A 20,628-nucleotide genomic window follows, 5' to 3' on the forward strand; every position below is an offset into this window, starting at 1 on the left:
GGCGCGCGCGACACAACGCGATCGGACCTGGCGATTCGGGCACGACCCCTCCGGAAACAGCACTGGCGCAACCGGTGCCGCGGGCGGTCCCGCGCCCGGCCGCATCGGTCCGATTCCGGCCCGTGGCTTCGGTGGTTGCGCGAACCGCCCCTCCGATTCCGGTAACGCGGCGCCGACCGGCCGCGTAGTCTGCGACCAACCCCCAAGGAGACTCATGGCGTCGGCACGGCACATCACCCTTATCCATGAACCGGGCGAATTCGCGGAGGCGCGAGCGGCGGAGAAAGCGGAGAATGCGCGCCAGTGCGCCGTCGCCGCCCGCACCGTGGCCAGCTACGCGCAGAACGCCACCGACTGCGAGTCGCTGCTGGCGATGCTCGGCCTCGACGCCCTCGCGGGCAAACAGGCGAGAACCGCCGATCGCGGCTGACCGCTACGGCTCGTCCGTGGCGAGCGTGATCCTGCGCCATTCCGGGGCGAGAGTCCGTAGGCGGCGCGAAGCGCCGGGCGAAATGGCTCGGATCGCGAAAACCCCAGCGTCGCGCGATCATCGCGATCGTCCGGTGCTTCTGATCCGGTTGCGCCAGATCGCCGCGCACCTTCTCCAGCTGCTGGCTGATGATCCACTGTTCGAGGCTGTATCCCGCGTTCGCGCAGACCTCGGCAGCCGCCGGACCGACATGTTGTGCGCCTAGGCGATTTGTTCGTGCCGAGGTCGGGATCGGTCAGGTTGCGCCGGGCGTAGGCGCGGATCCGGGACAGCGGGATGTCGGTCGGGACGACGGGACCATTGCCGTCGTCGCTGCTCGCCGACGACAGCAGGCTCCGGATCAATTCGATGCCGGCGCAGCCGGACAGCGCGGCCGCCGGGTCGGCGTTGAGCGCGTCGGCGTCGGCGGTCAGCTGGACGATGTGACCGGCCACCAGCCGGTAGTGCGGTCTGTCCTGCACCCTGGTCACGGCGGTTGCCCGTCACACGCTGTCGAACGTCGATCGACAGGGTACGATCGCGGTTCTCCGCAGGCGGCAGCGGTGAAGCGGCGTCTGATGATAGTCGTGCACGGTCTGCGGAGACGCCGCAGTGGGATTGCACAGAGTTTGCTGTAGGTGGGATCGGGGATCCTTTCCATGCCCGGTTTTCGTCGCCGCGCTGCCGAGCATCGATATTGCTGGTCGCACGGCGACGAAGACCAGATCGTGCCGTTCGCCGCCGCGGGCGCCGAGACGGCGACGTTCTACCGCGAGCACTGCTGAGGATGTATCCCGGCGCTCCGCACGGCCTTTGTGGCGATTACGAGAAGGCGTTCGATGCCGATCTGCTGGACTTCGCGACGAACTGAGGAGGACAGACATCCGATGACGAACAAGCGCAGTCTGCGCGGCGCATTGGCGGCGCTCGCCGTCGCACTCGCCGCCACCGTCTCGGCCGGGTCCGCGCAGGCCCAGGCCCTGCCCACCATCGTGCTCGTGCACGGCGCCTTCGCCGACTCCACCAGCTGGGACGGCGTGGCCGCCGTGCTGCGCGAACGCGGCTATCGCGTGGTGACGCCGGAGAACCCGCTGCGCGGCCCCGCGTACGACGCCGCGGCCGTGCAGCGCACGCTGGACACGATCAGTGGTCCGGTCGTGCTGGCGGGGCATTCCTACGGGGGTTTCGTGATCAGCAACGTGCGCGATCCGAAGGTCGAATCCCTGGTCTACATCTCCGCTTTCGCGCCGGTGCAGGGCGAGGTGGCCCAGCAGGCGCTCGACCCGATCCGCTTCCCGGGCAGCCAGCTGCTGCCGCCCGCGCTGCAGGTGATGGTCGTCGACGACGCCACGGGGATCGCGGGGAGGAACGTGGACGGCTATCTCGCTCCCGCCAGCTTCAATGCCGTCTTCGCCCAGGACGTCGATCCGGCGACCGCTGCCGTTTTGCTCGCCCATCAGCACTCCATCGCCGTGAAGGCCAATCTCGAACCGTCCGGGCCGCCCTCGTGGTCCGGCACCCCGAGCTGGTATCTGGTCTCGGGGGCCGACCGGGTGATCCCCCCGTCCTCCCAACGCTTCATGGCCCAGCGCATGGGGGCGCGAACCAGCGAGATCGACGCCTCGCATGCCTCGCTGGTCTCCCGGCCCGACGCCGCGGTAGCGGTGCTCGAAGCCGCGGCTGCGCGCTGATCGCCGCACCGAGCGGGGTGATCGTGGGTCCACCGACCGCACGGTCACGTCCCACTCGGCGGTTTCCGGGCCGGTGCGTCACGGCCCTCCCGCCGTCCCGGGGAGCGTTGTGGGCGAGCGATTCGCCTTTCGACAATTAGACTGGATAAAGAGACGAACCGTGATTCGCCCGCATCGGGTCGTGGGCGCGGGGCGTCCTGCGCCGGGTACGGCGCGACCGGAGACGCAAGCGAGGAGGTGGGGCCGATGTCGAGCACCGAGGATCGGCGCTTCGAGGTCCTGCGCGCGATCGTCGCGGACTATGTCGCGACCAAGGAGCCGATCGGGTCGAAGACGCTGGTCGAGCGGCACAATCTGGGTGTTTCCAGCGCGACGGTGCGCAACGACATGGCGGTGCTCGAGGCCGAGGGCTACATCACGCAGCCGCACACCAGCTCCGGCCGCATTCCCACCGACAAGGGCTATCGGCAGTTCGTGGACCGGATCTCCGAGGTGAAGCCGCTGTCGCCGGCCGAGCGCAGGGCGATCATGGAGTTCCTGGAGTCGGGCGTCGACCTCGACGACGTGCTGCGCCGCGGCGTTCGCTTGCTGGCCCAGCTGACCAGGCAGGTCGCGGTGGTGCAGTACCCGACGGTGTCGGCGTCCACGGTGCGGCACATCGAGGTGGTGGCCCTCAATCCGGCGCGCCTGCTGCTGGTGGTGATCACCGACACCGGCCGGGTCGACCAGCGTCTGGTGGAACTCGGCGCGGTGATCGACGACGAGGATCTGGCCGCGCTGCGCGGCATGCTCGGCGGGGCGATGGACGGCAAACGGCTGGCCATGGCTTCGGCGGCGGTCGCGGAACTGCCCGAGCACGCGCCGGTGCGGCTGCGCGACGTGCTGGTGCGGGTGTCCACGGTGCTGGTGGAGACGCTGGTGGAGCACCCGGAGGAGCGGTTGGTGCTCGGCGGCACCGCCAACCTGACCCGCAACGCCGCCGACTTCGGTTTCCCCGGTTCGCTGCGCGCTGTCCTGGAGGCGCTGGAGGAGCAGGTGATCGTGCTCAAGTTGCTCGCCGCGGCGCAGCAGCCGGGAACGGTTACGGTGCGCATCGGCGAGGAGACGCAGGTCGAGCAGATGCGCGGCACCTCGGTGGTGTCGACCGGCTACGGCGCGGCGGGTGCGGTGCTCGGCGGTATGGGGGTGCTCGGCCCGACCCGGATGGACTACCCGGGCACGATCGCCTCGGTGGCGGCCGTGGCCCGCTATATCGGCGAGGTCCTCGCCGAGCGCTGACCGGAAACCCGGTCGGCGACGCCACTGCTACGCTCGACCCTTCGGGCGGATAAAGTTGAGTGCACGAGACTAATGCTGTTGTCGGCGCGCTTCCTACGCGGCGCGGCACCGGCGGCACCGTCGAGAACGACCAAGGACTAGAGAACTCAAAGTGGCACGGGACTACTACGGACTGCTCGGCGTCGCGAAGAACGCGACCGATCAGGAGATCAAGCGGGCCTACCGCAAGCTGGCGCGTGAGCTCCACCCCGACGTCAACCCCGACGAGGCGGCGCAGGCCAAGTTCAAGGAAGTATCGACCGCCTACGAGGTGCTGTCGGATCCGGAGAAGCGGCGCATCGTCGACATGGGTGGCGACCCGCTGGAATCGGGCGGCGGCGGAGCCGGCTTCAACGGCGCGGGCTTCGGCGGGCTCGGCGACGTCTTCGAGGCGTTCTTCGGCGGGATGAGCGGCACGACCGGCGCGCGCAAGCCGCGCGGTCGCGTCCAGCCGGGCGCAGACTCGCTGATCCGCACCCGGCTGAGCCTGGCCGAGTGCGCGGTCGGCGTGACCAAGCACCTGACCGTGGACACCGCGATCCTGTGCGACATCTGTCAGGGCTCGGGCACCAACGGCAACTCCAAGCCGGTGCGCTGCGAAACCTGCGGCGGCGCGGGCGAGGTCCAGTCCGTGCAGCGGTCCTTCCTCGGCCAGGTGCTGACCTCGCGCCCCTGCCCGACCTGCCGTGGCGCGGGCGAGACCATCCCGGACCCGTGCCACAAGTGCGGCGGCGACGGCCGGGTGCGGGCGCGCCGCGAGATCGCCGCGCCGATTCCGGCCGGTGTGGCGAACGGCATGCGGGTGCGGTTGGCCGCGCAGGGCGAGGTCGGCCCGGGCGGCGGTCACGCGGGTGACCTGTATGTCGAGATCGTGGAGCAGCCGCACGACGTGTTCGTCCGGGACGGCGACGACCTGCACTGCACCATCCGGGTGCCGATGGTCGACGCGGCGCTGGGCACCACCGTCGTGATCGACACCATCCTCGACGGTCCGACCGAGCTGACCATTCCGCCGGGCACCCAGCCCGGCGAGATCTCGGTGCTGCGCGGTCACGGTATGCCGCGGCTGCGCTCCGGCGCACGCGGTGACCTGCTCGCGCACCTGGACATCGTGATCCCGGCCAAGCTGGACAGCAAGCAGACCGAGCTGCTGCGCAAGTACAAGGGAATGCGCGAGCGCGAGCGCGCCGAGGTGATGTCGGCACAGTCCGAGCACAACAGCGGCTTGTTCGCGCGGCTGCGGGCCTCGTTCAGCGGGCGCTAGGTGGCCGCGACGGTCTTCTACCTCGACGAGGTGCCCGAGCCGGGCGGGGTCGCGGTGCTGGACGGCCCGGAGGGCAGGCACGCCGCCACGGTGCGCCGCATCCGGGTCGGCGAGCCGATCACCCTCTCCGATGGGCGCGGTGTGCTGGCCGAGTCGGAAGTCGTCGCCGCGCAACGCGACCGGCTCGAACTCGCGGTGCGCAACCGGGTGCTGGCGGCTCCGCAGGCGCCGCCGGTGACCGTCGTGCAGGCGCTGCCGAAATCCGATCGTTCCGAACTCGCGGTCGAGCTGATGACGGAGGCGGGCGCGGACACCATCATCCCGTGGCAGGCCGCGCGCTGCGTCGCGAACTGGGAGGGCAAAGCGGCCAAGGGGGTCGACAAGTGGCGAGCCGCGGCCCGCTCGGCCGCTCGGCAGTCCCGGCGGGCCTACATCCCGGCGGTCACCGATCTGCACCGCACGAAGGACCTGCTGGAGCTGGTCCGTACGGCGAAGGCCGACGGCGCGGTCATCGCGGCGCTGCACGAGTCCGGCTCCGCCCGCTTCGCGGGATTGCCCTTCGCCGAGGCCACCGCGATCGTCCTCGTGGTAGGCCCGGAAGGCGGGCTGGACGACGCGGAACTGGCCGCCTTGGCCGAGGCGGGTGCGGAAGTGACCCTGCTCGGCCCGACGGTTCTGCGTACCTCCACCGCGGCAACGGTCGCGCTCGGCGCGCTCGGCGCGCTGACCCCGCGTTGGTGAATGCCCCCGAGGGCGGGTCCACCCGGCGTCGGCAGGTGGACGCGGTCAGACCTCGACAGGAACCGCTACCGCGATGCTGCGGGTGTGCTCCGCGTGGCGCTGCGACCGATGCGATACCCACAGCAGCACCACCGCGATGACCAACAGGAATCCGATACCGCAGGCCAATCCGAGCCACCCCGCACGGGCGTAGGCGAGGCCCGCCGCGCCGCCGACCAGCGCGCTGCCGAGGTAGTAGGCGAACAGATACAGTGACGACGCCGCGCCCCGGTTGCCCCGGGCCATCGCGCCCACCCATGCGCTCGCCGCGGTGTGCGCCCCGAAGAATCCCGCGGTGTAGAGCAATACGCCGAGCAGCACGGTGCCGACATGGTCGGGAACGGTCACCACGAGCCCGATCGTCATCACGCCGAGCGACACCGTGAGCACCCGCGGCCTGCCGATCCGATCGGTCAGCCGCCCGGCCGCCGCCGATGCCGCCGTACCGGCCAGATACAGCACGAACACCAGCCCCACCAGCGCTTCCGGTAATGCGAACGGCGCCGTGGTGAGCCGGTAGCCGAGGTAGTTGTACATCGAGACGAACCCGCCCATCAGGACGAATGCCAGCCCGAACAGCGCGAGCAACCCGCGATGACGCAGCTGGCTCGCGAGATCGCCGAGCATCGTCTGGATACCGGCGGACCGCGGGACGAAGCCGCGAGACGGCGGCAGCCACCGGACGAACCACACCGTGCAGCCCGCGGCGGCGATCGCGGCTGCCGCCTGCGCCCAGCGCCAGGACGCCAGGTCCAAGGTGAACGCCGGAATCAACCGACCGGCCAGCCCGCCGATCGTGGTGCCCGCCACGTAGATGCCCATCGCGGCGCCCAGCCCTTCCCCGTCGATCTCCTCCGCCAGGTAGGCCATCGCCACCGCGGGCACGCCGGCCAGCGCGATGCCTTGCAGCGCTCGTCCGGCGAGCAGCAGTTCCAGCGACGGGCTCAGCGGCAGCAGCAGGCCGATCGCCGCCGACGCGACGGCGGAACCGGTCATCACCTCGGTCCGGCCGAGCCGCGCGGAGAGCGCGCTCACCGGGATGATGGCCAGCGCGAGGAAGCCGGTCGTGAGCGACACCGCCAGCGCCGCCTTCGCCGGCGCCACGCCGAACGCGGCCGAGAGACTCGGCAGCAGCGCCTGAGCGCTGTACATGGACGCGAAGGTCGTCAGACCCGCCGCGAACAGCGCGAGGGTGATCCTGCGCTCATGGGTGGCCCCCGCTGTCGGCGCGCTCTGTCTCGTGCTCATGGCTTCCTCCTTTGCTTCAGCGTCTGCGCCCGGGCTTAGGAAAGGAAATGAATAATGAGAGGTAAATTGATGCGGCAGACGCATATAGGGAGGTAGGGCAATGCTGGGCGAGGATCTGGAGTGGTTCACGACACTCGCCGAACTCGAACGGGTCGGCGCGGCCGCGGATCGGTTGCACCTCGCGCAGCCCACCCTGTCGCGCATGCTGGCCCGATTGGAGCGCAGGGTCGGCGTCGAACTGTTCGACCGGCACGGCAAGCGGATCAGCCTGAACGAGTTCGGCCGGATCTACTACGAACACGCCCGCCGCGCGCAGGCCGAGCTGGACGCGGCGGAACAGGCCATCGCCGATCGCTCCGATCCGGCCGGGGGCGTCGTGCGCCTGTCCTTCCAGCACTCCTTCGGCGGTTCGCTGGTGCCGCAGCTGATCAGCGGCTTCCGGCGCGTCTCCGGGCGGATCACGGTCACGCTGTGGCAAGGGGCGGCCGAGGCGGTGACCGAGCGGGTGCTGGCCGGGGATGCCGATCTCGGCCTCGTCTCGCCTCGTCCGGCCGTCACCGGCGTCGGCTGGCGCACCGTGCTGCGACAGCCGCTGGTCCTGGCGGTGCCGCCGGAACACCGTCTGGCCGGGCGGCGGCAGGTCCGGCTCGCCGAAGTGGCCGACGCGCAGTTCGTCACCATGCACCACGGATTCGGGATGCGGCGCATCTTCGACGAACTGTGCGCGGCCGCGGATATCCGGCCGAGAATCGCGTTCGAGTCGAGCGATCTGGTCACCGTGGCCGGGCTGGTGTCCGCGGGATTGGGGGTGGCGATCCTGCCGGGCGAAGACCCGCCGTCCACGGGGCCGCTGTCGGGCCCGGTGACGGTGCCGCTGACGGACGCGGGTGCCGCTCGCGCGGTAGGGCTGATCTGGCCCGCCTCGGCGACGCCGTCGGACGCGGTGCGCCGTTTTCGTGACTTCGTCGAGGATCGGGCGCGGCGACGTGATGGAATCCCGTGAGGAACCGGGCCGGTCGGCGGCATATTCACTGGGCGGTGTCGGTGGGGCGCGTTAAACTTCTCTCCATACAGCAGTCGAGACCGGAAAGCAGGCTATAGCCACTTTTGAGAACACAAGGCGAGATCGGCGACCCGGCCACCCCAGCGGCGGGCATCGGCGCCGGCGACAACGGTTCGGGTCCCGCAGCGCGCACCGTGCGCTCGAGTATCGAACTCGCTCCCGAATCCGTGTTCCCCTTCCTCGGTTCGGCCGACCAGAACCTCCGTGAACTGGAAACGCTGCTCGACGCGGACATTCACGTCCGCGGTAATTCCGTGACCCTCACCGGCAAGGCGGCCGACGTCGCGCTCGCCGAGCGGGTCATCGAGCAGTTGGTCGCGCTCACCGGCCGCAACCGCGTGGTGACTCCGGAGGCGGTGCGGCACACCGTCTCGATGCTCACCGAGGGCTCCAGCGAGTCTCCCGCGGAGGTGCTCAGCCTGGACATCCTGTCCCGGCGGGGCAAGACCATCCGGCCCAAGACGCTGAACCAGAAGCGCTACGTCGACGCGATCGACGCCAACACCATCGTGTTCGGCATCGGCCCCGCCGGTACCGGCAAGACCTATCTGGCCATGGCCAAGGCGGTCCAGGCGTTGCAGACCAAGTCGGTCAACCGGATCATCCTCACCCGTCCCGCGGTCGAGGCGGGGGAGCGGCTCGGATTCCTGCCGGGCACGCTGAACGAGAAGATCGATCCGTACCTGCGCCCGCTCTACGACGCGCTGCACGACATGATGGATCCGGAGGCCATTCCGAAGCTGATGGCGGCCGGCGTCATCGAGGTCGCGCCGCTGGCCTACATGCGCGGCCGCACGCTGAACGACTCGTTCATCATTCTCGACGAGGCGCAGAACACCACCGCCGAGCAGATGAAGATGTTCCTCACCCGTCTCGGGTTCGGATCGAAGATCGTGGTCACCGGTGACGTCACCCAGGTCGATCTGCCGACCGGCGCGCGGTCGGGTCTGCGCGCGGCCAGCGAGATCCTCACCGAGATCGATGACATCCACTTCGCGGAGCTGACCAGCAGTGACGTGGTCCGCCACCGGCTGGTCTCGGACATCGTCGACGCCTACGACCGCTTCGAATCGGAGACGCGGCCCCCGGTCGCCCCGCATTACGGCGGCAATCGGGCGCAGCGCCGCGCGGCGAGCCGGGCGGACCGGCGGTAATTCGTTTCGCCGGGCGGGGCTCCGCTCCGGCGACGCGATCGCCGGGATCGTAGTCTGTTCGGGTGAGCATCGAGATCGCCAACGAGTCGGGTATCGACGTGCCCGAAGAAGAGCTGGTCAGCGTCGCGCGGTTCGTGATCGCCCGGATGGACGTGCACCCGGCCGCGGAGCTGTCGATGGTGCTCGTCGATCTCGACACCATGGCCGACCTGCACATGCGCTGGATGGACCTGCCCGGTCCGACCGACGTCATGTCCTTTCCGATGGACGAGCTCGAGCCGGGCGGACGGCCCGACAGCCCGGAACCGGGCCCGTCCATGCTCGGCGACATCGTGTTGTGCCCGGAGTTCGCCGCCGGACAGGCGCGCAAGGCGGGGCACGCGCTGGACCACGAGCTCGCGCTGCTCACCGTGCACGGCGTCCTCCACCTGCTCGGCTACGACCACGCCGAGCCGGACGAGGAGAAGGAGATGTTCGCGCTGCAGGCCCGGCTGCTCGAGGAGTGGTACGAGAGCCTGCGCGAGGCACGGCGGCGCGCCGAACTCGCCGAGCGCGACGCACGGTTGCTGGGCAAGGCGGGCTTCACCACACCGGGTGACTCCCTGGGCTCCGCGTGAATTCCCTGACCCTCGTTCTGCTCGCCGTCCTGCTGGTCTCGGTGGGCGGGGTGTTCGCCGGTGTGGATTCCGCCCTGAACACCATCTCGCCCGCCCGCGTCGATGACCTGGTGCGTGCCGACCGGCCCGGGGCGATACGGCTGACCCGCATCGTCGCCGACCGGGCGCGCTACGTGAATCTCATGGTGCTGCTGCGGATTCTGTGCGAGATCGGCGCCACCGTGCTGCTGGCGGCAGGCCTGATGACGGTCTGGGGGAAGAACTGGGCGCTGCTGGTCACCGCGCTGGTGATGGCGCTGGTGTCCTACGTGGTGATCGGCGTCGGCCCGCGCACTCTGGGTCGTCAGCACGCGTACTCGATCGCGCTGGCCGCGGCGCTGCCGCTGCAGTTCATCGGCGCACTGCTCGGTCCGTTGAGCAGGCTGCTGATCCTCGTCGGCAACGCGATCACCCCGGGTAAGGGTTTCCGCAACGGCCCCTTCGCTTCCGAGATCGAGCTGCGCGAAGTGGTCGAGATGGCCGGTGAGCGCGGCGTGGTGGCCGACGACGAACGGCGCATGATCCAGTCGGTCTTCGAACTGGGCGACACACCGGCGCGTGCCGTGATGGTGCCGCGCACCGAGATGGTCTGGATCGAGGCGGACAAGACCGCGGCGCAGGCGATGTCGCTCGCGGTGCGGTCGGGGCATTCCAGGATCCCGGTGATCGGCGAGAACGTCGACGACATCCTCGGCGTGGTCTATCTGAAAGACCTTGTGCCGTATGCCGATCGCAGCCGCAAGGTGCGGGTGCGCGAGGTGATGCGGCACGCGGTGTTCATGCCCGACTCCAAACCGCTGGACAGCCTGCTGGACGAGATGCAGCGCAGGCGCAACCACATGGCGCTGCTGGTGGACGAGTACGGCGGAATCGCGGGTCTGGTGACCATCGAGGACGTGCTCGAGGAGATCGTCGGTGAGATCGCCGACGAGTACGACACCGACGAGACCCCGCCGATCGAGGATCTCGGCGACGGTCGCTACCGGGTTTCGGCCCGGCTGCCGGTGGAGGATCTCGGCGAGCTGTACGGGCTGGAGATCGAGGAGGAGGACGTGGACACCGTGGGCGGCCTGCTCGCCCACGAGCTGGGCCGGGTGCCGCTGCCGGGGTCGAAGGTCGTGGTCCACGGGCTGGTGCTGCGCGGCGAAGGCGGAGCCGACGCGCGGGGCCGGATGCGGGTGAACACCGTAGTTGTACGCAAAGCGCGCGAGAAGGTCCCCGCCGGGAAGACCAACGGCGACAATCCCAATGGCAAGCGCAAGGCCAACGGATCGGAACGGGAGATCCCGGCCGATCGCGACGAGGACGGAGACACCGAATGACCGAACTGGACGCCGAGGACAACAAACTGGTCGTGCTGGCCCGCGGTGCGCTGAGCCGCACCGGCGGGGCCAGCGGAGCGGCGATCCGTGACACCGACGGCCGCACCTACGCCGCTGGCGAGGTCACGCTGACCGCGCTGCGGCTGACGGCGCTGCAAGCCGCGGTGGCCGCCGCGTTGTCCAGCGGCGCCGAGGGATTCGAGGCGGCCGTGGTGGTCGGCGGGCGCTTGTCCGACTTCGGTGTCACCGCGGTGCGTGAGGTCTCGGCCGAGGCGCGGATCATCTTCACCGACCGCGACGGCGCGGTGTTCGAGATCGTCGACGACTCCGCCGACGCGGTGGACGCGGTGAGCGCCGACGCGGGCGAGGTCCGCGGTGGCTGACGCGCGGGAGAAGGGCGAATTCCGTTCCGGGTTCGTCTGTTTCGTCGGTCGCCCGAACACCGGCAAGTCGACGCTGACCAACGCGCTGGTGGGCGCGAAGATCGCGATCACCTCCTCGCGTCCGCAGACCACACGGCACACGATTCGCGGCATCGTGCACCGCGAGCACACGCAGCTGATCCTGGTCGACACCCCCGGCCTGCACCGCCCGCGCACCCTGCTCGGGCAGCGCCTCAACGACCTCGTCCGCGACACGTATTCGGAAGTCGACGTGATCGCGCTGTGCATCCCGGCCGACGAGAAGATCGGTCCGGGTGACCGCTGGATCGTGCAGCAGATCAAGCAGATGGCGCCGAAGACGACGCTGCTCGGCGTGGTCACCAAGATCGACAAGGTGAGCCGCGACCAGGTCGCCGAGCAACTGCTGGCCGTCTCCCAACTGCTCGGCCCGGAGGCCGACGTGGTGCCGGTGTCGGCGGTCAAGGGCGAGCAGGTCGAGGTCCTCGTCGACGTCATCGCCTCGAAGATGCCGGAGGGACCGGCGTTCTACCCCGACGGCGAGCTCACCGACGAGCCCGAGGAAACGCTGATGGCCGAGCTCATCCGCGAAGCCGCGCTGGAGGGCGTGCGCGACGAACTGCCGCACTCGCTGGCCGTCGTCATCGAGGAGGTCCTGCCCTACGAGGAGCGTGAGGACATGCTCGACGTGCACGCCCTGCTCTACGTCGAGCGCCCCAGCCAGAAGGCCATCGTCATCGGCAAGGGCGGCTCCCGGCTGAAGGAAGTCGGCACCAACGCCCGCAACCAGATCGAGCACATCCTCGGCACCCGCATCTACCTGAACCTGCACGTGAAGGTGGCCAAGGACTGGCAGCGCGACCCGAAGCAACTCGGCAAACTCGGCTTCTGACCGCGCTCACCACCACGGGGTGGGGCGGTGGCGCTGCCACTGGAGTTCGGATTCGAGCTGGGCGGCCAAGGAGATCAGCAGGGGTTCGGAGTTCGCCGTGCCCATCAGCTGGGCGCCGACGGGGAGGCCGGCGTCGGTGAACCCGGCGGGGACGTTGACGCTCGGCCAGCCGAGGACGTTCCACGGCCAGGTGTAGGGGCAGGCCGCGGTGATGAGGTTGTTGGTGGCGTTGACGCCGATGCCGTCGATCTCCTCGGCCCGCGGCGGCGCGGTCGCGGTGGTCGGTGCGAGGACGACGTCGTAGTCACGGAAGAAGTGGCCGATTCGCCTGTGCAGCAAGGGTTCCAGCTGCCGTGCCGCGTAGAGGGCGGGGCCGTCGAGCACCCGCCCGATCCGGGCGTTGGCGGCGGTACGAGGATCGACCCGCAGGCCGGGCGTCCGGTGGTACACCCGCCGGATCCCGGCGAGCGAACGCGGCAGGAACGAGGCGCCGATCATCACGCCGTAGTGCAGGTCGGCCACGGTCACGGTGTGCCCGAGACCGCGCAGCGTGTCGGCGGTGCGCCGCACCGCTTGCTCGACTTCGGGATCGAGCGCGGTTCTGGTCGCGGTGAACGGAATCCGCAGCGACAGGGCGATGCGCAATCTGCCAGGGTCACGGCCGACAGCGTCCGAGGCGGTGATCGGGGCCGGTGTGTGCAGGTCACCGGGGTGCGGCCCGGCCGCCGCGTCCAGCAGCAGCGCGGCGTCCGCGACGGTGCGCGCCAGCGGCCCGTTCACCGTGAGCCCGTAGAACGCCTCGGCCTCCGGCCAGGTGGAGATCCGTCCGCGCTGTGGCTTGATGCCGACCAGGTTCGTCCACGCCGCGGGGATGCGGATGGAGCCCGCGCCGTCGGAACCCAGGGCGGCGGGGACCAATCCGGCCGCGACGGCCGCCGAAGCCCCGCCGGAGGAGCCGCCCGGCGTCCTGGTGCGGTCCCAGGGGTTGCGGGTGTGCCCGAACCACGCGGCGCTGGTGAACGGCCACTGCCCGAGCTCGCAGGTATTGGTCTTCCCGACGATCACCGCGCCCGCGGCGCGCAGGCGGCGGACCGATTCGGCGTCCTCGGTCTTCGGCGCGAAGTCGCCGCCGCACCCGAACGCGGTCGGCTCGCCCGCGATATCGGTGTCGTCCTTCACCGCGACGGGCACGCCCAGCAGCGGCAGCCGTTCCCCAGCGGCCAGCCGCCGGTCGGCGTCGGCGGCCTCCGCCAGCGCACGTTCCCGTCGCACGACCCGGAAGGCGTTGAGCGTGTCCTGTGCGGCGTCGATCCGGTCCAGTGCGCCGCCGACGGCCGCGGCCGACGTGATCGCGCCGCCCGCGATCGCGGCCGCCGATTCGGCCAGCCCCAGCTCGCGGGTGTCGGGCGGCAGCCGGGTCGGATCGGACACGGTCATGTCAACTCCCTGTCGTTCGATTTCGATCAACCGTAGCGGCCAACTGGTCAAGCGTCCATAATGTGTCTCAAACGCGGATGCGGGCCCGGTCCGTCGATTCCGTGGGCGAACAGCCCCGTGCGCACCCGCGAGTTGGCGGGAACTCGATTGCCCGCCGTGCAAGATCTTGCTCACCGAGGTCGGGTCGAGGTGTGAATTGCACTCATCCGGCGTGGTGTGGATCAGAGTTGGTACAGCGCAGGCATTTTCGTAGACCGGATGCTGACCGAATGCTTGGCTCGTCCTGTGCGATGCCCAGAATGCGAACAATCGAATCCCGAAGACGCCACGTTCTGTGGGAACTGTGGTGCGCGGTCGCGCGGAACGGAGTCAGCGGAAGCGTCGAGGGAGACCGGTGAAACCGGTGCGGTGCGCGGGGAAGAAGCGACCCGCTATCTCTGCGCCGCGGTTCATTTCGACAGCGCGCTGGCCTCCGAGGTCGTCGAGAAGGTGCTCGAGGAACCGTTGCGATCGGTGGCCCGGTCGCCGGGTGTCGATCTCGTCGCGGTGGCGAAGCACGCGGTGGCCGCCCGGGAGCGGCAGCTCGCGCGCAATCTGGTGATGATCGCGACGATGGTGGTCGTCGTCGGGAACCAGCTTGCCGCAGCCGATTTCGACGCCGGGCCGCTGGGCCTGCTCATGGTCCTCGATCCGACCCGCTTGCTGTCGCCGCTGTCGTTGGGGGCTCTGTTCGTCGGGTGGCTCGCCGTCTGGGGCGAAGGGTGCATCGCGCGCTGGGGCGGGGCGGCGAATTCGTTGCGGCGCGGCACGTTTCGCTCCTCGGCGGCTCCGACACCGCGCAAGGCCTCGGTCCGGCAACAGATCGAGCACGTGGCGGCCTATTCCGACGGCAATGTGACGGCGTATCACGGCTACCAGCCGTTCCTCGGTCACGGCTGGCCGCTGTCGGCGTGGTCGATGGCATTGGACATCACCAGGCCGGGATCGGATCAGGAGCCGGTCCGGCCGTTCACCGCGGTCGAGTTGAACGAACGTCTCCGCAAGGAGATCACACAGCTCGACATGCGGCTGAACGTCTACAACCGGCTGTTCGTCAACGGCGGGGATATCCACCACGACGGGCGATTCCTGCCGGATCCCACCGGCAGGCCGGTGGATCGCGTCCCGGAGACGACGATCGAGGCGTTGATGACGTCCCCAGAGGACCGGGCGCGTCCCTATCTGACCGCGGAGATGGTCGGCTGGGGCGGGGAGGTGGTGTGGACCGCGTTCGTCCGCCTCGCCGTGAGCACGTCATCGCTGTTCGTGGAGGCGAACTACTGCGCCCTGCCGCCGTTGCGGCAGGTTTACCACGAGATCGATGATCTGCTGCTGCGCCCGCAACCGTCACAGGTGCTGCGCCTGGCCTGGCGCAGCCTCCGGAGCCTGCCCCGGACCTACTGGCACGCGGTGCCGGACGCCGTCCGGCAACTGCTCGGCGATTTCCGCAGGGAACGCAAGCACGCCCGTCAAGTGAGTGAGATCAGCCAGGTGTTCACGTTCGATCACGGCGCGCTCATCAGCGTCCGCGAGGCGGCGGGCGATCTGCGGGTCGACCGGCGTGGCCGCTCGATCCGCTACCACCGCTACTTCCAGCTGCTCGACCAGGAGATGTTCACCAAGACGGTCGAGAAGAAGATCTTCGAGACGCTGGCGGAGTTCCTGACCGAACGAAATGTCGATCCGGACGAACTGATTCGCCGTGGCGAGCAGATCATCAACAGCAGCGTAACGATCAACGGCGACGCCAATCTGCTGAATTCCGCTATCGGCGGCGCTTCCGCGCGGGTCGCTTCCGCACCCGCCGAATCATCGAGAAATAGTCCACTGCGCAGAAGGGAAAGCGAATGAACAAGAATGTCGGCAGTAATACCGGAGTTTCCATCGGTGGGGGCGCGAATCTGAGCGGGTCCGTCGTCGCGGGCCGTGACGGCACGGTGTCGAACACCACCGCCGGGGCAGCCGCGATCCCGGTTCCGCAAACCGTGGCCGAATTGCGTTCCGCCCTGGACGATCTGCTCGATCGGATCAGCCGGTACGACGCGGAATTGCCGGACCGGCAGTTGGTCGAGGACACGACGCGGCAGGCGGTGGCCGAGGCGGCGAAAGAACGGCCGAACCGGCTGGTGCTCTCGGGTTTCCTGCACGCGGTCGGGCGGTCGGTCGCTGGCATCGCCTCGCTCGCCGCTGTGGTGAGCGCGCTGGAAATCGCGGTCAAGGCCGTCCTCGGCTGAGCACTGCGTGGTGCGAGGGTCATCCATGGCGAACTGCTGGAGATGCCGGGAACCGCTGGCCGGCGGGCGGCAGCGGCACTGCACCGCGTGCGGCGCGGGCGTGTGCTGGAGCTGTGGGCACGAGCCGGGCGGCGGGGCGGGGCGATTCTGCACCAGGTGCGGCGCGAGCGTGGCCGCGCTGGTGCGGCCGCCGAATCGGACGCCGCCGGTCGAGGGCGCCCCACCTCGCCGGAACCCCGCCGTCATCACGGGCGGAGTTCTGCTCGCCGCCGCCGTAGCGGTGGCGGTGGTGCTGGTCGTGGCTCCCGGGGACAAGCCGACGGCCGAGCAGGGGCCGTCGGCGGTCGGACTCGCGCTGACGACCACAGGCGCCCGCACCGTGACGACCACGCCGTCGCGCACGGGCGCCCGCGCCGCCGCGACAACGCCCTCGCGCAGCAGCGCGCGCTCTACGACGACGACCACGCAGGCCCCGGCGAGCGGTCCGGCGCGGACCGTCACGGCGTACTTCGACGCCATCAATCGGCGGGACTACGGCCGCGCGTGGGAACTGGGCGGTCGGAACCTGGATACGAGCTACGAGCACTTCGTGGCAGGTCTTTCGACGACCGCGCACGAGACGGTGCGGATCACTTCGGAGAGTGGGGACATCGTGCATATCGAGCTGTCGGCCCGCCAGACCGACGGATCGGTGCGGATGTTTTCCGGCTACTACATCGTCCGCAACGACGTCATCGTCGACGCGGTCATCCGCTAGGGCCGGGCGAAACGTCCACCTATAGACATACATACCGTATGTATGTAAGGGTGGATGTATTCGTTCGGGACCGGGAGGACCTCATGGCAACAAGCACATCACTCGGGCGCACTCGCGAGGTGGACCTGCCCGGCGGCCGCATTCGCTACCACGAGACGGGGGAGGGCGCTCCGGTCGTCTTCGTGCACGGCCTGCTCGTCAACGCGGATCTCTGGCGCAAGGTGGTGCCCGCCGTCGCGGCAGCCGGATACCGCTGCTTGGCGCCGGACCTGCCGCTCGGCTCGCACGAGATCCCGGTGCCGGACGCGGAGCTGACTCCGGTCGGCGTGGCGGACCTGATCACCGCGTTCCTCGAGCGTCTCGACCTCAGCGACGTCACCCTGGTCGCCAACGACACCGGCGGCGCGATCACCCAGGTGCTGCTCACTCGCGACCGGTCCAGGATCGGCCGCGTCGTCCTCGCCTCGGTGGACAGCTACGAGGGCTTCCTGCCGCAGCCGTTCGCCATGCTGCCACTGCTGGCCGAGGTTCCCGGCTCGCTGCGGCCGGTGACCGAGTTGCTGCGCATCCGGGCGCTGCACCGGCTGCCGTTGGCCTTCGGCTGGGTCACCAAGCGGCCCGTCCCGCCGGAGATCGTCGACTCCTACCTGCTGCCGAGCCGGAACTCCTCCGCGATCCGCAAAGATCTGCGGCGCTTCCTGAAGTCGGCGCATCGCCGGTACACGCTGGAGGCCGCGCGCCACTTCGGCGAGGTCGACATCCCGGTGCTGCTGGCCTGGGCGCGTGAGGATCGGCTGTTCCCGGTGTCGTTCGCCGAACGCCTGGCTCGTGATCTGCCGAACGCGACACTGAAACTCATCGACGACTCCTACACCTTCCTTCCGGAAGACCAGCCCGAGTTGCTCACCGAATCGATTCTGGAGTTCACTCGGCTGCATGCCACGCCGTAGCCAGGAAGACCGCTCTCGGGCGACCAGAGCCGCGCTCGAACAGGCGGGACGCCGCCTGTTCACCGAGCGCGGCTTCGCGGGAACCTCGGCCGAAGAGCTGGTCACCGAGGCCGGGGTCACCCGGGGCGCGCTGCACCACCACTACGGCGACAAGCGCGGCCTGTTCCTCGCGGTGCTGGAGCAGATCGAAGTCGAGACCACCGAGGAGATCGAAAAGGCCATCGCCGCGGTCGACTCCGATGACGTGATGGCAGGCATGACCGCGGGGCTCGGCCTGTTCCTGGAGATCTGCCAGCGCCCCGCGATGCTGCGGATCGCCCTCACCGACGCTCCCGCCGTGCTCGGCTGGCAGGCCTGGCGCGAATTCGAGTCCGCCCACGGCCTCGGCTTGATCACCGCACAGCTCGAGCGCGCCCGCGCCGCGGGGTTGATCGCCGACGCCCCCGTTCCCGTCCTCGCCCAACTCGTGGTCAGCGTGGTCAGCGAGGCAGCCCTGATCGTCGCGCACGCGACCGACCGCGACCTCGCGCGTGCGCAGACCCAGCAGTCGGTGCTGCTGTTGATCTCCGGCCTCCTGCGCACCAGCGGCTGACGGCTCGCCTGCGCCGGGCGCGCGTCGACTTCGGCGACGGATCGATAGCGCCGCTCGATCGGATGTTGCGGTGCCTGCCTGCCCGGCTCCGGCCATTCAGGGCCTTATCCTGCGCATATGACGGAGCAATCGGCATGGTCGGCAGGTCGATTTCGGTGGCGCGTGACGCTGCTGACCGTGGGTCTCGTGCTGGCGGTGTCCGGTGCCGCGACCCGGCCGTTCAGCTGGCCGGCGACCGCGATCGTGGCGGTAGCGGCGCTGGGCGCGCTGGTGCTGGCCTTCCGCGTGCGAATCGAGCGGCCTGCGCGCACCACCCGGCTCGGGCACGGGGTCGCTGTGTGGTCGGCGCTGCTGGTCGCGGCATCGGCATGGGAGGTCTACGCACTGCTGCGGCAGCCCGCCCTGAACCAGCCGAGCCGAGAACACCCGAGCTTGTCCACGCTGCTGGATCCGGCGCTCGAACAGTGGCCGCTGCGTTTCGCCGGATGGCTCATGTGGCTGGGCGCCGGGTGGTGGCTGGTGTCGAAATGAGCGACCGGGCCATAGTCATCACCGGGTTCTGCCTGCTCTTGGCAGTTGCGCTGGCCGCGGCCGCGGTCACACGGTTGCGCCGGGATCAGGTCGCGTCTCTGGGGGAGACGATCGTGTACCTGACCAGCACCCGGACCACGAAGATCACCGCCGTGCTGGTGTGGGCGTGGCTCGGCTGGCACTTCTTGGCGCGGTGACCCCGCACACCGAACCGCCCTCACGTTGCGCGGTCTGCCGCTGCTGCCCGGCGATGAAGCCCACTCGGCCACGCCGAACCGCGTGTCGCGTGCCCCATGCCCCATGCCCCATGCCCCATGCAGTATGCCCGGAGCCCGGAGCCCAGGCCCCAGGGCCCGGACACCAACGCGCCGGCTCACAACGCCCCCGGCTCACCCCAACCCCAGGTTTCGAGCGAAGCGAGACCGAGCATGCGCCGTTCGCGGCCCGGCTCGCGTTTGCGCGGCCGCCGCGTACGCGACGAAGGAGCAAGCGGCGGCCGCGCAAACGCGAGCCACAAAGGGGCCGCGAACACGCCGCGACGAAGTCGCGGCATTTAAGCTGAGCACGTGCGTTTGTATCGGGACGAGGCGGTAGTGGTGCGCCAGCACAAGCTGGGTGAGGCGGATCGCATCGTCACGCTGCTCACACGGCAGCACGGTCTGGTGCGCGCGGTCGCCAAGGGGGTGCGGCGCACCAAGTCGAGGTTCGGGGCCCGGTTGGAGCCGTTCTCCTACATCGACGTGCAGCTGTATCCGGGGCGCACGCTGGAGACCGTCACCCAGGTGCACACGATGGAGGCGTTCGCCGCCGACATCATCGACGACTACGGGCGCTACACCACCGCGTGCGCCGTGCTGGAGACCGCCGAACGCCTGGCAGGCGAGGAACACGCGCCCGCGCCCCGGCTGCACGCGCTCACCGCGAGCGCCCTGCGCGCGATCGCGGCCAAGCAGCGGCCGCACGAACTGATCCTGGACGCGTTCCTGTTGCGCGCCATGGGTTTCGCGGGCTGGGCGCCCGCTTTGGACGAATGCGCCAAGTGCGCGACGCCGGGTCCGCATCGGGCTTTCCATGTCGCGGCTGGTGGCGCGGTGTGCGTGCATTGCCGCCCACCCGGCGCGGCGACGCCCGGCCCCGGAGTGCTCGAACTGCTGGTCGCGTTGTTGCGCGGGGACTGGGAGCGCGTCGAGACGACGCCGGACACGGTGCGCAGGCAGGCCAGCGGGCTGGTCGCGGCGCATTTGCAGTGGCATCTGGAACGTCAGCTGCGCACCCTGCCGTTGATCGAGCGGTCCGGGGCGCCGCAGGAAAGGGCGCGTCCGGAGGAAGTCCGTCCCCAGCCCGCGCCGCCTACTCCACGAATTGCAGCTCTACCTGGGGCAGCTCGCTCATGACGCGGGCGCACACCGCGCGGTGCCAGGTGGCCGGGTAGCGAGTGTCCGGCTCGTGCTTGGCGTAGTCGTCGTTGGTGCGGTAGGTGTGCAGGCGGGGTGAGATCTCCCCGGCGTCGATGGCCTCGACCATCGCCTCGACCACCTGCTCGGTCTCGTCGGCCAGCGCGGCGAGTTCACGAGCCACGCTGTCGGGAATCTGGAAGGCCCCTTTCTCCCATCGCTCGACAGTGCGCTCCGCGACCGCGAAGAATCGCGCGCACCAAGGAACCGGGAGGCCGAGTAATTCGCGAGTGGCCCGGAAACCTGCCGCCGTTCCGGTGCCTGGTAAATCGGTCACGTCCGAGAAACCCCTCCCCAGTATCACGATTAGGAAAAAGAATAAGTCACCGGCGCCGGTGGGAACTGGGGAATTCCTCAGGAAGCAACGCGGCGGCAGG

At 69.7% G+C, this 20,628-nt stretch carries 25 protein-coding genes; 22 read left to right on the forward strand and 3 right to left on the reverse strand.

Going from position 1 to position 20,628, the window contains the following annotated elements:
• Window positions 1–214 precede the first annotated feature (214 nt).
• The 8 genes from IU450_RS21435 to IU450_RS21465 all read left to right on the forward strand — a co-directional run bounded on the left by IU450_RS21435 (window position 215) and on the right by IU450_RS21465 (window position 5,482).
• Entirely contained in the window at window positions 215–430 is a 216-nt protein-coding gene (locus IU450_RS21435; protein ID WP_195151519.1) for a hypothetical protein, read from the forward strand.
• A gap of 16 nt (window positions 431–446) precedes the next feature.
• The gene (locus IU450_RS39845) at window positions 447–695 is read left to right on the forward strand and encodes a hypothetical protein (protein WP_228834901.1); all 249 of its coding nucleotides are present in this window, start codon (window positions 447–449) and stop codon (window positions 693–695) included.
• 71 nt (window positions 696–766) lie between these two features.
• Window positions 767–916: a hypothetical protein gene (locus IU450_RS21445; RefSeq protein WP_195151520.1), complete on the forward strand. Its 150-nt coding sequence runs from the start codon at window positions 767–769 to the stop codon at window positions 914–916.
• Between the two features lie 212 nt (window positions 917–1,128).
• Window positions 1,129–1,254 carry a hypothetical protein gene (locus tag IU450_RS40620; protein WP_267470580.1) on the forward strand — a complete coding sequence of 42 codons (126 nt, stop codon included), beginning with the start codon at window positions 1,129–1,131 and terminating at the stop codon, window positions 1,252–1,254.
• 102 nt (window positions 1,255–1,356) lie between these two features.
• Complete coding sequence (locus tag IU450_RS21450; protein WP_195151521.1) at window positions 1,357–2,160, forward strand: alpha/beta fold hydrolase; 804 nt, start codon at window positions 1,357–1,359, stop codon at window positions 2,158–2,160.
• A gap of 246 nt (window positions 2,161–2,406) precedes the next feature.
• Window positions 2,407–3,438 carry a heat-inducible transcriptional repressor HrcA gene (gene hrcA / locus IU450_RS21455; protein WP_195151522.1) on the forward strand — a complete coding sequence of 344 codons (1,032 nt, stop codon included), beginning with the start codon at window positions 2,407–2,409 and terminating at the stop codon, window positions 3,436–3,438.
• Between the two features lie 151 nt (window positions 3,439–3,589).
• A complete protein-coding gene (gene dnaJ, locus IU450_RS21460) occupies window positions 3,590–4,741 on the forward strand; it encodes a molecular chaperone DnaJ (protein ID WP_043721902.1) in 1,152 nt (383 codons plus the stop codon).
• Entirely contained in the window at window positions 4,742–5,482 is a 741-nt protein-coding gene (locus tag IU450_RS21465; RefSeq protein ID WP_195151523.1) for a 16S rRNA (uracil(1498)-N(3))-methyltransferase, read from the forward strand.
• Window positions 5,483–5,527: 45 nt separating this feature from the next.
• On the opposite strand, the gene IU450_RS21470 is transcribed toward IU450_RS21465, so the two are convergent.
• Window positions 5,528–6,769, reverse strand: a complete 1,242-nt coding sequence (locus IU450_RS21470) for an MFS transporter (RefSeq protein ID WP_195151524.1) — start codon at window positions 6,767–6,769, stop codon at window positions 5,528–5,530.
• Between the two features lie 100 nt (window positions 6,770–6,869).
• Between IU450_RS21470 and IU450_RS21475 the strand changes: the two genes are divergently transcribed.
• From IU450_RS21475 to era, 6 genes are all read left to right on the forward strand, one after another.
• Window positions 6,870–7,772, forward strand: a complete 903-nt coding sequence (locus IU450_RS21475; protein WP_195151525.1) for a LysR family transcriptional regulator — start codon at window positions 6,870–6,872, stop codon at window positions 7,770–7,772.
• A 152-nt stretch (window positions 7,773–7,924) separates the two neighbouring features.
• Entirely contained in the window at window positions 7,925–8,986 is a 1,062-nt protein-coding gene (locus IU450_RS21480) for a PhoH family protein (RefSeq protein ID WP_195151651.1), read from the forward strand.
• Between the two features lie 62 nt (window positions 8,987–9,048).
• Window positions 9,049–9,603, forward strand: coding sequence for an rRNA maturation RNase YbeY (gene ybeY, locus IU450_RS21485; RefSeq protein ID WP_195151526.1), 555 nt, complete (start codon window positions 9,049–9,051; stop codon window positions 9,601–9,603).
• On the forward strand, window positions 9,600–10,964 hold the full coding sequence (locus tag IU450_RS21490) for a hemolysin family protein (RefSeq protein ID WP_195151527.1): 1,365 nt from the start codon (window positions 9,600–9,602) through the stop codon (window positions 10,962–10,964). Before ybeY ends, IU450_RS21490 begins: the two co-directional genes overlap by 4 nt.
• A complete protein-coding gene (locus IU450_RS21495; protein WP_195151528.1) occupies window positions 10,961–11,347 on the forward strand; it encodes a cytidine deaminase in 387 nt (128 codons plus the stop codon). The genes IU450_RS21490 and IU450_RS21495 overlap by 4 nt, the downstream gene beginning before the upstream one ends.
• Window positions 11,340–12,257, forward strand: a complete 918-nt coding sequence (era, locus tag IU450_RS21500; RefSeq protein ID WP_195151529.1) for a GTPase Era — start codon at window positions 11,340–11,342, stop codon at window positions 12,255–12,257. The genes IU450_RS21495 and era overlap by 8 nt, the downstream gene beginning before the upstream one ends.
• 6 nt (window positions 12,258–12,263) lie before the next feature.
• Here era and IU450_RS21505 read toward each other — a convergent pair whose 3' ends face one another.
• On the reverse strand, window positions 12,264–13,694 hold the full coding sequence (locus IU450_RS21505) for an amidase (protein ID WP_195151530.1): 1,431 nt from the start codon (window positions 13,692–13,694) through the stop codon (window positions 12,264–12,266).
• 408 nt (window positions 13,695–14,102) lie between these two features.
• On the opposite strand from IU450_RS21505, the gene IU450_RS21510 reads away from it, so the two are divergent.
• The 8 genes from IU450_RS21510 (at window position 14,103) to recO (ending at window position 20,191) form a co-directional block, all read left to right on the forward strand.
• Entirely contained in the window at window positions 14,103–15,584 is a 1,482-nt protein-coding gene (locus IU450_RS21510; RefSeq protein ID WP_195151531.1) for a hypothetical protein, read from the forward strand.
• A complete protein-coding gene (locus tag IU450_RS21515) occupies window positions 15,581–15,967 on the forward strand; it encodes a DUF5955 family protein (protein ID WP_195151532.1) in 387 nt (128 codons plus the stop codon). Before IU450_RS21510 ends, IU450_RS21515 begins: the two co-directional genes overlap by 4 nt.
• 169 nt (window positions 15,968–16,136) lie before the next feature.
• On the forward strand, window positions 16,137–16,724 hold the full coding sequence (locus IU450_RS21520; protein WP_195151533.1) for a hypothetical protein: 588 nt from the start codon (window positions 16,137–16,139) through the stop codon (window positions 16,722–16,724).
• 83 nt (window positions 16,725–16,807) lie between these two features.
• Window positions 16,808–17,674, forward strand: a complete 867-nt coding sequence (locus IU450_RS21525) for an alpha/beta fold hydrolase (RefSeq protein ID WP_195151534.1) — start codon at window positions 16,808–16,810, stop codon at window positions 17,672–17,674.
• Window positions 17,661–18,266, forward strand: a complete 606-nt coding sequence (locus IU450_RS21530) for a TetR/AcrR family transcriptional regulator (RefSeq protein WP_195151535.1) — start codon at window positions 17,661–17,663, stop codon at window positions 18,264–18,266. Before IU450_RS21525 ends, IU450_RS21530 begins: the two co-directional genes overlap by 14 nt.
• 117 nt (window positions 18,267–18,383) lie before the next feature.
• Complete coding sequence (locus IU450_RS21535) at window positions 18,384–18,797, forward strand: hypothetical protein (RefSeq protein WP_195151536.1); 414 nt, start codon at window positions 18,384–18,386, stop codon at window positions 18,795–18,797.
• The gene (locus IU450_RS21540; protein ID WP_195151537.1) at window positions 18,794–18,994 is read left to right on the forward strand and encodes a DUF6186 family protein; all 201 of its coding nucleotides are present in this window, start codon (window positions 18,794–18,796) and stop codon (window positions 18,992–18,994) included. The genes IU450_RS21535 and IU450_RS21540 overlap by 4 nt, the downstream gene beginning before the upstream one ends.
• A gap of 369 nt (window positions 18,995–19,363) precedes the next feature.
• The gene (gene recO / locus IU450_RS21545) at window positions 19,364–20,191 is read left to right on the forward strand and encodes a DNA repair protein RecO (protein WP_324197758.1); all 828 of its coding nucleotides are present in this window, start codon (window positions 19,364–19,366) and stop codon (window positions 20,189–20,191) included.
• On the opposite strand, the gene IU450_RS21550 is transcribed toward recO, so the two are convergent.
• Window positions 20,148–20,528, reverse strand: coding sequence for a DUF1870 family protein (locus tag IU450_RS21550; protein WP_195065370.1), 381 nt, complete (start codon window positions 20,526–20,528; stop codon window positions 20,148–20,150). The genes recO and IU450_RS21550 overlap by 44 nt on opposite strands.
• Window positions 20,529–20,628 lie beyond the last annotated feature (100 nt).

This window comes from Nocardia abscessus (genome assembly GCF_015477775.1).
GTDB lineage: Bacteria > Actinomycetota > Actinomycetes > Mycobacteriales > Mycobacteriaceae > Nocardia > Nocardia abscessus_A.